This window comes from Bartonella ancashensis (assembly GCF_001281405.1).
Lineage (GTDB): Bacteria > Pseudomonadota > Alphaproteobacteria > Rhizobiales > Rhizobiaceae > Bartonella > Bartonella ancashensis.
On sequence record NZ_CP010401.1, the window covers coordinates 1112848 to 1125091 of the forward strand.

Annotated in this window: 14 protein-coding genes; 2 read left to right on the forward strand and 12 right to left on the reverse strand. The window is 37.5% G+C overall.

Annotated features, from left to right (window positions below):
• Window positions 1-14 precede the first annotated feature (14 nt).
• The 5 genes from PU02_RS04935 to PU02_RS04955 all read right to left on the reverse strand — a co-directional run bounded on the left by PU02_RS04935 (window position 15) and on the right by PU02_RS04955 (window position 3871).
• Entirely contained in the window at window positions 15-518 is a 504-nt protein-coding gene (locus PU02_RS04935; RefSeq protein ID WP_053944334.1) for a MerR family transcriptional regulator, read from the reverse strand.
• 142 nt (window positions 519-660) lie between these two features.
• The gene (locus tag PU02_RS04940; RefSeq protein WP_257719834.1) at window positions 661-1032 is read right to left on the reverse strand and encodes an integration host factor subunit alpha; all 372 of its coding nucleotides are present in this window, start codon (window positions 1030-1032) and stop codon (window positions 661-663) included.
• A 60-nt stretch (window positions 1033-1092) separates the two neighbouring features.
• Window positions 1093-2067 (reverse strand): beta-ketoacyl-ACP synthase III, encoded by a 975-nt coding sequence (locus tag PU02_RS04945; RefSeq protein WP_053944336.1) that lies wholly within the window; start codon window positions 2065-2067, stop codon window positions 1093-1095.
• 49 nt (window positions 2068-2116) lie between these two features.
• A complete protein-coding gene (gene plsX, locus PU02_RS04950; RefSeq protein ID WP_053944337.1) occupies window positions 2117-3187 on the reverse strand; it encodes a phosphate acyltransferase PlsX in 1071 nt (356 codons plus the stop codon).
• Between the two features lie 150 nt (window positions 3188-3337).
• Window positions 3338-3871: a YceD family protein gene (locus PU02_RS04955; protein ID WP_053944338.1), complete on the reverse strand. Its 534-nt coding sequence runs from the start codon at window positions 3869-3871 to the stop codon at window positions 3338-3340.
• A 238-nt stretch (window positions 3872-4109) separates the two neighbouring features.
• On the opposite strand from PU02_RS04955, the gene PU02_RS04960 reads away from it, so the two are divergent.
• Window positions 4110-4532, forward strand: a complete 423-nt coding sequence (locus PU02_RS04960) for an outer membrane protein assembly factor BamE (protein WP_236824044.1) — start codon at window positions 4110-4112, stop codon at window positions 4530-4532.
• Window positions 4533-4586: 54 nt separating this feature from the next.
• On the opposite strand, the gene nusB is transcribed toward PU02_RS04960, so the two are convergent.
• The 6 genes from nusB to glyA form a co-directional block, all read right to left on the reverse strand.
• Complete coding sequence (gene nusB / locus PU02_RS04965) at window positions 4587-5057, reverse strand: transcription antitermination factor NusB (RefSeq protein ID WP_053944340.1); 471 nt, start codon at window positions 5055-5057, stop codon at window positions 4587-4589.
• 2 nt (window positions 5058-5059) lie between these two features.
• The gene (locus PU02_RS04970) at window positions 5060-5518 is read right to left on the reverse strand and encodes a 6,7-dimethyl-8-ribityllumazine synthase (protein ID WP_053944341.1); all 459 of its coding nucleotides are present in this window, start codon (window positions 5516-5518) and stop codon (window positions 5060-5062) included.
• A gap of 89 nt (window positions 5519-5607) precedes the next feature.
• Window positions 5608-6225, reverse strand: a complete 618-nt coding sequence (locus PU02_RS04975; protein WP_053944342.1) for a riboflavin synthase — start codon at window positions 6223-6225, stop codon at window positions 5608-5610.
• The gene (gene ribD, locus PU02_RS04980; RefSeq protein ID WP_053944343.1) at window positions 6207-7334 is read right to left on the reverse strand and encodes a bifunctional diaminohydroxyphosphoribosylaminopyrimidine deaminase/5-amino-6-(5-phosphoribosylamino)uracil reductase RibD; all 1128 of its coding nucleotides are present in this window, start codon (window positions 7332-7334) and stop codon (window positions 6207-6209) included. Before ribD ends, PU02_RS04975 begins: the two co-directional genes overlap by 19 nt.
• Entirely contained in the window at window positions 7327-7809 is a 483-nt protein-coding gene (gene nrdR, locus PU02_RS04985; protein ID WP_053944344.1) for a transcriptional regulator NrdR, read from the reverse strand. The genes ribD and nrdR overlap by 8 nt, the downstream gene beginning before the upstream one ends.
• 29 nt (window positions 7810-7838) lie before the next feature.
• Window positions 7839-9137 (reverse strand): serine hydroxymethyltransferase, encoded by a 1299-nt coding sequence (glyA, locus tag PU02_RS04990; protein ID WP_053944345.1) that lies wholly within the window; start codon window positions 9135-9137, stop codon window positions 7839-7841.
• 241 nt (window positions 9138-9378) lie between these two features.
• Between glyA and argC the strand changes: the two genes are divergently transcribed.
• The gene (argC, locus tag PU02_RS04995; protein WP_144417879.1) at window positions 9379-10317 is read left to right on the forward strand and encodes an N-acetyl-gamma-glutamyl-phosphate reductase; all 939 of its coding nucleotides are present in this window, start codon (window positions 9379-9381) and stop codon (window positions 10315-10317) included.
• Here the strand turns inward: argC and PU02_RS05000 are convergent.
• Entirely contained in the window at window positions 10297-11412 is a 1116-nt protein-coding gene (locus PU02_RS05000; RefSeq protein WP_053944346.1) for a COX15/CtaA family protein, read from the reverse strand. The genes argC and PU02_RS05000 overlap by 21 nt on opposite strands.
• Window positions 11413-12244: the final 832 nt, after the last annotated feature.

The following is a 12244-nucleotide window of genomic DNA, read 5'->3' on the forward strand; positions in this document are numbered from 1 at the left end:
TGGGCTAAGGGTTGTTACCGTGCCTTATCAAGTATGCGCTTACACTCAACGAGCTCGAGAAGTATCTCTTGCAACAAAACCCCATCACTTTTATCTTGATAACTATTGGCAACACCAATCTTTTCTTCTTCCCCCTTTATAAATTCAAAAAAACCGAGTGCCGTCTCCTTTTTTGATTTATCTTGAGTCTCTTCAGAGCTTTTTTTTGCTTGTTTTTTCTCCATTAAAATACGCATAGCATCAACATCGTTACTCCCGACCGCAACAACAAAAGAGGCACCGTTTTCCTTTAAAAGGCGCTGAACGCCTTTTATAGTATATCCCTGCCCATAAAGTAGCTGCTTGATACCACTGAGTAAGGCAACATCTGTAGGGCGATAATAACGCCGCCCCCCACCACGCTTCAATAACTTAATCTGAGGAAAACGCGTTTCCCAAAATCTCAACACATGCTGAGGAAGCCCCAATAACTCAGCAACTTCGCTAATCGTGCGAAAAGCATCAAGGCTCTTGTCCATTTCACAATACCTTACTTAAAATTATATAAATAATTTTACAATGAATAGCTAAACTTGATCCCCTATCATCACTACACACCAAAAATAAAAACCATATTACCTAATTCCAAAAACAAAAACTTTCCTCTTAAATTAAGATTCCTTAACGAAAACCAGACTGCTTAAATTTATCTGATCTCATAAGAGTATTTTTAGTTTTTACGTAATGCGCATCTAAAATCCTCTGCTTAAGTATATTAGCAGCCTTAAATGTCACAACACGCCGCGGCGGAATAGGTGCCTCAACACCCGTTTTTGGATTACGCCCAATTCGTTCACTTTTACTACGTACCTGAAAAGTTGCAAAAGAAGATAACTTAACTGATTCACCCCTTACAAGTGAATTACTAATCTCACTCAGAATGAACTCGATCAAAGCTACCGATTCAGAATGCGACAAGCCCACTTTTCTACAAACCGCACTCGCCAGATCCGCACGCGTTACCGCCTTACTTGCCATTATTTTCACCTTCAACTTTTCTAAATTATGAGGCAATTTATACGTTTTATTTCTATATGGTCAAGTTGTTATATCTCACCAACGGATAAGCATTGCTCCCCATGTAAATCCGCCTCCCATAGCCTCCAACAAGATTAAATTCCCCTTTTTTACTCTTCCATCCTGAACAGCAGTTGTTAAAGCTAATGGTACAGATGCCGCAGATGTATTACCATGTTGATCAACAGTAATAACAATCTTATTTTCCTTGATCCCTAATTTTTTAGCAGATGCTTCAATGATACGCTTGTTTGCTTGATGGGGTATGAACCAATCTAATTGGGAAGGGTCTATACCAACCGCATCAAAGCAATCATCAATTACATCCGTTATCATACCAACAGCATGTTTAAAAACCTCCCGCCCTTTCATGCGTAACTGACCCACAGTTTGCGTTGTTGAAGGACCACCATCGACATAAAGCTTCTCTTTATACATACCGTCAGAGCGCAATTTTACAGACAATATTCCACGATCATGAAAAGGATCACCTTTAACTTCTTTTGCTTCTAAAATAGCTGCTCCTGCTCCATCTCCAAACAATACACATGTTGTACGATCTCCCCAATCCAAAATTCGAGAAAACGTCTCTGACCCTATTACCAAAACTCTTTTAACGGCTCCACAGCGCAAATAAGCATCCCCTGTTGCCAATGCAAAAATAAAACCAGAACAAACAGCTTGAATATCAAAAGCAAAACCATGCTTCATTCCTAAAGCATGCTGAATTTCAACAGCAGATGCAGGAAAAGTATGGTTAGGTGTTGATGTTGCTAAAATGATACAATCAATATCCTGTACTGTCATCCCAGAGTTGATAAGCGCGGCTTGTGCAGCCTGCACTCCTAAAGAAACTGTTGTCTCATTTTCATTAGCAATGTAACGTTGGCGAATTCCTGTACGTTGAACGATCCACGCATCAGATGTTTCAACAAACTTTGTGATCTCGTCATTTGACAATTTTTTTTCAGGTAAAGCACTTCCTACACCACACACAACCGATTGGATCATTAAATTATAACCCTCTTACAAAAATTTTTACCTGTACTGTGGATATCAATCATATTACTTCCTTATCAATCACAAATTCACCTTCACTATTCAAAAATGTTTCTCTTTTTTCATGAAAGCATCGTAAGTCTTCAATTATTCTTTTTAAAAGCTCGTTATTAACCATCTCATAACCAACACCGATGGCAGAAGCAAAACTACTAGCATTAGCACTACCATGACTTTTTATAACAACACCATTTAGCCCTAGTAAAACACCACCATTAACTCGATTAGGGTCCATTTTCTGTTTTAGTTTACGAAAAGCATCTCGTGATAAAAAATAACCCAAGCGCGAAAGGATGGAACTACTCATAGCATTTTTTAAGATATCCGACATCTGTTGTGCTGTACCTTCTGCAACTTTTAGTGCGATATTACCAGAAAATCCCTCAGTAATAACAACATCAGCCGTTCCTTTTCCAATATCATTCCCTTCAACAAACCCTTTATATTCCAACCCATCCAACTGAACTTTACGTAATATCATTCCAGCTTTCTTAATTTCATCGAGTCCTTTAACCTCTTCAACCCCTACATTTAAAAGTCCAATGGTTGGCTTCTTAATACAATACAAGGCTCGAAACATACCAGCACCCATAACCGCAAAATCAACCAATTGATGAGCAGATGCACCAATCGTTGCTCCTATATCTAAAACAACACTTTCACCACGAAGAGTGGGCCAAACACCTGCAATCCCAGGACGCTCAACTCCTGATATCATTTTTAAACAAAAATAGGACATTGCCATAAGTGCACCAGTATTTCCAGCAGAAATACAAGCGTCAGCTTCACCATTTTTTACAGCTTCAATTGCATGCCACATTGAAGACCTTCCACGCCCAACACGTAATGCTTGGCTTGGTTTCTCATCCATACGCGTATAAGTTTTTGTGGCATAAAAGCGTGATACGGTAGAAAGATTAGGGTACTTTTTTAAAATCGGCTCAACAAGATCTTCTATCCCATAAAACAAAAAATAAACACCTGGTAAATACCTCTGCGCAATCGCTGCCCCTGCTATCACAACTTCTGGACCATAATCACCACCCATGACATCCACAGAAATTCTAATCACAGCTACATACCCCGTTTAATAAAATTACCACGACAACAACTATCCCTGTAACCGCTTATTACTACAACCTTTTTGTAAAGCACTATTCCCTACGTTAACAATTAAGTATTCTTTGCTTTAACATACAACAAATAGTCTTTAACATCCCTGTTATTTCAGTCTTTTCAGAACAGAGAATGGTGATGATTTTTCTTCTACTTTCTCTGAATTCTTTGTTGCATTTATGGAGACATTTTCTTTACGTGGATAATGATCAATTGATAATTCTAGAAATTCCTCCATAACTGCACCAATATCAATTTTATCACCATAAAAAACGTCCGGTATATCCGGCCCATCTACATTTAAGAATAATTCACCTGTATCCTTCGATACAAGCGGTTTGGCTAGTTTTGAATCTTCGGGAACAAAAATAACCTCAATATTTTCATGAATATCATTTTCTAACGCCTCTAACGTAACAACACATTGCTGTATTATGCTAACTCGCAACGAACCTGTTACAAGAACTCCACGCTTTTTCCAAAGGGAAATATGAAACTTTCCTTCACATAGTTTTACTCCAAGTAAATTATGATTTTGAGCTAAAGATGCACACTCTTCTTTATTTGCAGAGACATGAACTTTAATCCCCTTAAGAGGTAAAGATCGTACTGAAATAGGATAAGTTAGAGCAAATATCATGGCATAGGCATTTTCTTGAATGTAATTTAAAATTCCACAACATAGGTGACTATAATATACCGTCCTTAATATTCAACAAAAAAGAAGTTAAATCTAACCTATTGCAGATCATATAAAATTAAGGTAGAATCTGAGCAGACTCCTTTGTTTATATTTTAGATGTAAAGTGAAAATGTCATTTTTTCGAGTATCTTTTGCAACAACTTTTAATTCGTATAGATTGTCTGTCGCCGCACTTATGACAGTTTCTTCGCTTCTTGCTGGTTGCTATATTTTTGATTCTTTGGATTCAAGCCAGGTTTACACGGAAGGTTATGTTCTTGATAAAGGTGCTCTTAGCTCTGTCTCTGTTGGATCAAGCCAAGAACAAGTTCTTTTAGCTTTGGGATCTCCTTCTTTAAAAACACAATATGATAATGAAGTTTTCTATTATATTTCACAAACCCGATATCGGAAGGTGCAATTTATGAAAACAAGAATTATAGATCGTAAAGTTTTGGCCATATATTTTAACAAAAATCGTCAAATTGAAAGAATAGCTCATTATGGCTTGCAGGATGGCAAAGTGTTTGACTTTATTACGCAAGAAACACCAACAGCTGGCAAAGATCAATCGTTCTTGATGAAAATAATCGGAAATCCTATAGCTAGTTTAAACTAGTTTATCATTCTCTTTTTTCATTTCCGTAGATGTTTTTGCTAAAGTTTTTTCTATTCACGGGCGGCATTTTTTCGCTATACTATCGAGAATTGCATTAACAACTTTTGGCTCGTCATCATCAAAAAACGCTTTAGCTATATCAATATATTCACTTATTACAACAGCAGTTGGAACGTCTTTACGGTTTATTAACTCCCATAACCCTGCACGTAATATTGCACGTAGTATTGAATCTAAACGCGATAGAGACCATTCCTCAGAAAGCTGCTTATGAAGCACTGGATCAAGTTTTTTCTGATCTTGAACAACACCAACTGTAATAGCCCGAAACCACTGTAAATCAGCATCAAGATATTGATTACCATCTATATCTTGCCCTAACCGGTAGCTCTCGTATTCAGCTACCGTTTCCATAACACCGGTGCCAACTACATCCATTTGGTAAAGAGCCTGCACAGCAGCAAGTCTTGCTGCACCACGTTTGTTGACAGAACACAAAAAGTCCTCGTTTTTCACATGAGTCATATCTAATGGGACTCTCCAAATTGCTTTTTAAGAGCTATCATACATAAAGCAGCTTGAGCAGCAAAACCACCTTTATTTTTTCTATCTTCTCTCGCACGTTCCCATGCTTGTTTTTCATTCTCAACGGTCAGAATACCATTTCCGATAGCCAATCGTCTATGGGTGGTCAAATTCATTAACGCCATACAAGAATTGTTTGCAACAATCTCGAAATGATATGTTTCTCCTCGAATTATACAACCAAGTGCAACATAACCATCATAAAATATCTTTTTATTATCTTCAGCAAAAGCTATTGCTCCAGGAATTTCAAGTGCTCCAGGGACACTTACAACGTCATAGCTAGCACCACTTCTTTGTAAAACACTCGCAGCACCCATAAGAAGCGCATCAGACAATTCATGGTAAAAACGCGCCTCAACAATTAATAAATGCGAACCTATGTGTGCTTTTTGTCTCACAAAAGAGCCTCCAATAAAAATAATCTATAAAAAAATATTAAAAATACACAACAGAAAATTTCTGAAAAATACAAAACAACCTAATTTACTTATTTATTCTCCATTCCAAAACCAGAAAGTCTAGCAGCATAACGAGCAAATTGATCAACTTCTAAGTTTACCTGATCTCCGATTCTAGCCTGTCCCCACGTCGTCACATCAAGTGTATGTCGAATAATAAGAACATCTAGAATATCATCTTTTATAGAATTAACAGTCAAAGACGTACCATTAAGCGCAACAGCTCCCTTTTCAGCAATAAAAGGTGTCAACCGTTCTGGAACTCGTAAACGAAAGTGAATAGCATCACCTTCACTTTTTTTATCAATAATTTCAGCAAGACCATCAATATGGCCAGAAACAAGATGTCCTCCCATTTCATCACCAAGTTTTAACGAACGTTCTAAATTAATAAAAGTACCTTTTTTCCAATATGAGAGATTTGTTAAAAGCAAAGTCTCTTTCCATGCCTCCACAGTAAACCAATTACCACCGGCTTGTTTTAACACCCGTTCTACAACCGTTAAACAGATACCTGAACATGAAATGGATGCGCCAATTTTTAAATTTTTTAAATCATAACTCGTAAAAATATTCAAACGCACACCTTGTGCCAAAGGTTTTACTTCTTCAACACAACCAATCCCCATTACAATCCCTGTAAACATAGCGCTTTTCGCCTCCACCTGCATAAATGATCATTTTCTAGCATTCTCGTCTCTATTTTACTAAATTCTGAAAGATAAGATTCAATATGAGGAGGCCTAATTCGGTCTTTGCCTAAGATAATTGGAGTATAAAAACATATTAAGTGATCTACACAACCAACATTTAAGAAAATTTCCCCCGTTTTTGTTCCCCCTTCAAGTAAGACACTATTGATTCCAAGCTCGCAAAGTAATTGTAAAATAGCAAGAGGATGCATCAAATTGTTATTCACTTTTACTGAATACACACGCACACCGTATCGCTCCAATTCTACTTTTTTTCTTCCATCTAAAAGAGTTTCATCGCAAATAATCCATGTAGGAATTTGCATTGCAGTTTGCACAACTTTTGCATTCAGTGGAATACGTAAATTTTTATCTAAAATGATACGCACAGGTGAACGCATTTCAAGCCCTGGTAAACGGCAGCTTAATTGTGGATCATCTGCTAATATGGTACCAATACCTACCATAATAGCATCACTCCGAGCACGCAAAATATGAACGTATTTGCGAGAAGCAACTCCACTAATTCTTATCCCTCCATTCCCCTTTTTTCCTACACCATTATCTGCAGAAATTGCCATCTTTAAAGTTACTTCACAACGCTGCAAATTTTTAACACAAAAATAGGCACTTAACGTTTCAAATGCTTCATCTCTGAGAACACCTTCAACGACTTTGACACCTGCAGCCTTCAAAATAGAAATACCACGACCACAAACCCTCTTATCCGGATCAGTGAAAGCAATAACAACTCGCGAGATACCTGAATGAATCAGCGCATCAACACATGGTGGTGTTTCACCATAATGTGCACAAGGCTCTAACGTAACATAAGCGGTAGCACCACAAGAAAATGAACCAGCCATCTGTAAGGCCTGTATTTCAGCATGAGGTCTCCCACCGATAGCAGTTGCAGCATGACCTACAACAAATGATCTTACATCATCTCCCCGCACAATGAGTGCTCCAACGGAAGGGTTTTTACAGGTAAGACCAACACGAAGCTCTGCCAAACAGATAGCCGCAGACATAAAACGCTTATCTTGTGCGCTCCTCTTATTCATCAAAATAAGATTCTATATCTGATGCGCCTTTTGATAACTCATTTATAATATCATGAAAATCACTCGCATTACGAAAATCACGGTATACTGAAGAAAAACGAATATATGCAATATCATCAATATTTTTTAGTGATTCCATAACAAGACACCCAATTTTTTCTGAATGTATCTCAGGCTCCCCCAAATTTTCGAGTCGACGGACAATGCCAGAAATCGCCTGCTCAATGCGATCAGAATCAATGTTACGCTTGCGTACCGCTACATCAACTGACCACGTCAGTTTATTACGATCAAATGGTTCACGTCGACCATTTTTTTTTAAAACCATCAGCTCACGTAATTGAACACGCTCAAAAGTCGTAAAACGACCACCGCAAATAGAACACACACGCCTACGACGGATAACCGCTCCCTCTTCTGCTGGACGAGAATCTTTAACTTGTGTCTCTTCACACTGACAGTAGGGGCAACGCATCCTGTCTAAACCTCAACAAATATTAAAATTTAAGAGTAAATAGGAAAATTATCTGTCATCTTTTTTACTTTTTTCTTAACAGACTCTTCAACCAGAATATTGTCTATATCATCCTCCGATTTTCTAAGTCTATCAAGAACTTCTGAAATAAAATCACCAATCTGAACAAATTCATTTTCTGAAAAACCACGTGTTGTCGCAGCAGGCGTACCTAAACGGATTCCTGACGTAATAAAAGGCTTTTCTGGATCAAACGGAATACTATTTTTATTACAAATAATATTAACACGTTCTAACGCCGATGCTGAACGCTTCCCTGTTAATCCCTTGAGACGTAAATCAACAGATAATAGGTGATTATCTGTACCACCGGAAACAATAGTAAAACCATTGCCCTGTAAGCTTTTTGCCAAAATCTTAGCATTAGCAACTACACAAGCAGCATAATCCTTGAAAGAAGGATTCAAAGCTTCCCCTAATGCAACAGCCTTCGCTGCAATTATATGCATTAAAGGCCCACCCTGAAGGCCCGGAAAAACCGCTAAATCTATCTTTTTGGCTAAAACTTCATCATTCGTTAATATCATACCACCACGAGGACCACGCAATGACTTATGAGTCGTTGTGGTAACAATATGAGCATATGGTACAGGTGAAGGATGCACACCACCAGCAACTAATCCTGCAATATGAGCCATATCAACTACTAAATAAGCTCCAATTTCATCAGCAATTTCACGAAAACGTTTCCAATCCCATATACGTGAATAAGCCGTCCCACCTGCTAAAATAAGTTTTGGTTTATGTTTTTTCCCAAGACATTCAATCTCTTCCATATCAAGCAAATTGTCATCTTTGCGCACACCATAAGAAACCGCATTAAACCATTTTCCTGACATATTTACAGATGAACCATGCGTTAAATGGCCACCAGAATTTAAATCCAACCCCATAAAAGTATCACCAGGTTGAAGCAAAGCCAAAAATACAGCTTGGTTCATTTGACTGCCCGAATGGGGCTGGACATTTGCAAAAGAAGCGCCAAAAAGCTGCTTTGCTCTTTCAATTGCTATATTTTCAATTAAATCAACAAAACGACAGCCGCCATAGTAACGCTTCTCTGGATAACCTTCTGCATACTTATTTGTTAAAACCGACCCTTGCGCTTCAAGAACTGCTTTTGAAACAATATTTTCCGATGCAATCAACTCGATTTCATCACACTGACGCCTAAACTCTCCCTCGATTAAATCAAAAATTTCCGTATCAGTGGCTTGTAAAGTATCACTAGAAAAGCACCCTCGTAGATCATTTTCCTTCTTGATCATAAACATATCCTAATATCAAAATGGGACCATTGATGGTAACATACTACATCATACAGACCAAATATTTTAAAGTATTTTGTTAAAAAAATTTTAACAAAATGAAGAATATTCCCATTTTTTACCAACTTCAGTGGTAGAATTTGAATGAAATAAGTACGTTATCCATTTTTCTTGCTTTTCCCTTGTTGGAATATCCCTCGGAGAGAGGTATAGTAGAAATTTGTTTGAGGCAAATGTGGTAATGGTAACAAGAATTTTTATTGATGGTGAATACGGAACAACTGGGCTCCAGATACGGGAAAGACTTGCAGCTCAGCCTAATTTAGAAATTCTCTCTCTTTCCCATGCAGACCGTCATAAAACTGATCTTCGCTATGATTGCCTTGATCAAACTGATGTCGCTATCTTATGTCTTCCAGATGACGCTGCTCGTGAAACGGTAACATATCTTAAAAATAATAAAAAATTAGAGTTATTGATAGCTCGACGGCACACCGTGTTGCAACGAATTGGGTTTATGGTTTTTCCTGAAATGACAAAAGGACAAAAAAAGCGAATTCAAGAAGCGCGTTATGTCGCAAATCCTGGATGCTACCCTACAGGAGCAATTAGCCTGATTAGACCACTGCGTGAAGCATGCTTAATAGATTCTCATTATCCAATATCAATTAATGCCATATCCGGTTACACAGGTGGCGGAAAAAAACTGATTGAAAAAATGGAAAGTGCTCCTTCTCAAGACTCCCTTCAAGATAAGTACTTTCTCTACGCCCTTAATCTTGAACATAAACACCTACCTGAAATAAAAATTCATGGAAAAATTGATCAAACACCTGTTTTCGTGCCAAGTGTTGGTCATTTCCCTCAAGGGATGATCGTCAACCTTCCGCTTCACTGCCGCTTGTTTTCAAAATCAGCAAATTGCTCCGATTTACGCGAAATTTTTAATGCCCATTACAGTGATAGCCAAAATGTTATATCAATTGCATCACAAGAAGAAACTGACGCACTCTCTCAGTTAAATCCAGAATATCTGGCTCACAAAGATGGTCTGAAGATTTTTATTTTTTGCGATAAAAATGAAAACATCTTCAATCTATGCGCTGTATTGGACAATTTAGGAAAGGGTGCATCCGCAGCGGCCATCCAAAACCTTAACTTAATGCTTGCAAGTAACTAAATCTCTTGTTTCTAAATCTTTCTTTAAAAAGGGAGTACGCTCCTTCGTTGCTCTCCAGTGCGTAACTGAAAAACACAATAAAACAAAAGCAACACCCTGGTGAATGAGCCCCAAACTGATTGGTACCTCATTCAATAAAGTCATAACACCTAAAAGTGCTTGAATAACAACGATTACACATAAAAACAACGCACGGCGCATATGAGCTGAATGCGGCGCTTTACCATGCACATATAAAGCATGGACGATTATTATAACAAATAAAAAATAAGCAAAAAAACGGTGAATAAATTGAACTGTTAAAGGATTTTCAAATAAATTAAGCCAAATTGGGTCATAACTAAGCAATCCTTCCGGTATAATTTGGCTATCCATCAATGGCCATGTATTGTAGATTTTACCAGCATGAAGGCCCGCAACAAGAGCGCCTAGATAAATCTCAACCAAAGTAAAAAAAACAAGCCAACCTGCAAAATGCTGGACCCCCTTGCTCGCAGGTCCTTCTGAACATTCTCTTAAACCTTGTGATAAATAAGTTACGAAAATAATCACAAAACACGCCGCAATGAGATGAATCGCCAAACGATACTGGCTAACACTTGTTAAATCACTGTGACCAAGACCCGAAGCAACCATCCACCAACCAATAACGCCCTGCATAGCAATTAGTATTGGCACAGCAACAAGATGAGGAAAAATACCTCTTTCAATACGTTTGGTTACCCAAAACCAAATCAAACCTAGTAAAGCCACAAGCCCAACAAGACGACCAAGCACACGATGCCCCCATTCCCACCAAAAAATAGTCTTAAATGCATTTAACGTCATATCATAATTAAGAATCTTATACTGGGCTATTTGTTGATATTTTAAAAACTCTTCCTGCCACTGATCAGCGCTAACTGGTGGAATAATACCATGTACCGGCTTCCACTCTGTAATTGACAGCCCTGAACCTGTTAAACGCGTAGCACCACCTACTAAAACGATTGCCAAACAAAGTAATAAAATTATACAAAGCCACACCTGAATCTGCTTTCGATTACGTTTTTGCAGCGTTGTCAGAGTGATATTGTTCACTTTATTCGTTGTCATCCAATCATCTCCGGTTCTATCTTACCGTAAACATTTTATTAAAATATCTAACCTCAATTTTAAACACATTAAGTGGTATTATAAACCATGCTACAAATGTCACCATTGTTTCTACTTAGTAGACATCCAAGGCAAGATAATACGTAAATAACTCCTGAAAGCCTAGATAGCACATAGGAAGCATCCAATCATATTTATCAGGAGATAACGTTACAAATATAGTATTCCGCTAATTGTACAATCTTCCCAAATTTGCATTTTTGTTCATCGGTTGCTTGAATAATAATCGTATTATGTTTTTTAAAAATCTTTCTAATATATTCAAGATATCCCTCAAATAACTCTGTGCATCAGCAAAACCAGTTAACCTCCTAAAGAGGATTAGCTTTAATAATGATAAAGGATATTTCGTGACTGCATATTCTCCACCAAAATGTCACCTAATCTCTTATCATTTTCTTTAACAAACTGGAAGATTTAAAAATCAAACCGTTTGGTGTTCTCCTTAATACAAAAGGATAATATTTTTCTTCCTCTTTGCACAATTTCAGGAACAGCAGCGAAAACTCATCCTCCAATTTAAAATACCTCCAAATTAGGGTGAAATTTAAGAATTTTCGTCATATTAGAAATATGAAACCTTTTCCCCTCCTTCTAATAATGTATTCTTTAACTTACTTAGTATTCACTCTAGAATGGGATTTTAAATAAAAATACTTCTCAAAAGAGTAGCAAAATTCATCAATATTCCTAAGAAAATAGCACATAGCCACTCCTCTAGAAGGAAAAATAGTTAACTTAAAATCATCCATTCCACTAAATTCCTCAAAGT

What these genes read in the sequence shown, in the direction of transcription:
- PU02_RS04975 (WP_053944342.1), bottom strand. Translation starts at nt 6,225, where the DNA reads ATGTTTACAGGGATTGTAATGGGGATTGGTTGTGTTGAAGAAGTAAAA.
- argC (WP_144417879.1), top strand. Translation starts at nt 9,379, where the DNA reads ATGGTAACAAGAATTTTTATTGATGGTGAATACGGAACAACTGGGCTC.
- PU02_RS05000 (WP_053944346.1), bottom strand. Translation starts at nt 11,412, where the DNA reads ATGACAACGAATAAAGTGAACAATATCACTCTGACAACGCTGCAAAAA.
- PU02_RS04960 (WP_236824044.1), top strand. Translation starts at nt 4,110, where the DNA reads ATGACAGTTTCTTCGCTTCTTGCTGGTTGCTATATTTTTGATTCTTTG.
- glyA (WP_053944345.1), bottom strand. Translation starts at nt 9,137, where the DNA reads ATGATCAAGAAGGAAAATGATCTACGAGGGTGCTTTTCTAGTGATACT.
- nrdR (WP_053944344.1), bottom strand. Translation starts at nt 7,809, where the DNA reads ATGCGTTGCCCCTACTGTCAGTGTGAAGAGACACAAGTTAAAGATTCT.
- PU02_RS04945 (WP_053944336.1), bottom strand. Translation starts at nt 2,067, where the DNA reads ATGATCCAATCGGTTGTGTGTGGTGTAGGAAGTGCTTTACCTGAAAAA.
- nusB (WP_053944340.1), bottom strand. Translation starts at nt 5,057, where the DNA reads ATGACTCATGTGAAAAACGAGGACTTTTTGTGTTCTGTCAACAAACGT.
- ribD (WP_053944343.1), bottom strand. Translation starts at nt 7,334, where the DNA reads ATGAATAAGAGGAGCGCACAAGATAAGCGTTTTATGTCTGCGGCTATC.
- PU02_RS04955 (WP_053944338.1), bottom strand. Translation starts at nt 3,871, where the DNA reads ATGATATTTGCTCTAACTTATCCTATTTCAGTACGATCTTTACCTCTT.
- PU02_RS04935 (WP_053944334.1), bottom strand. Translation starts at nt 518, where the DNA reads ATGGACAAGAGCCTTGATGCTTTTCGCACGATTAGCGAAGTTGCTGAG.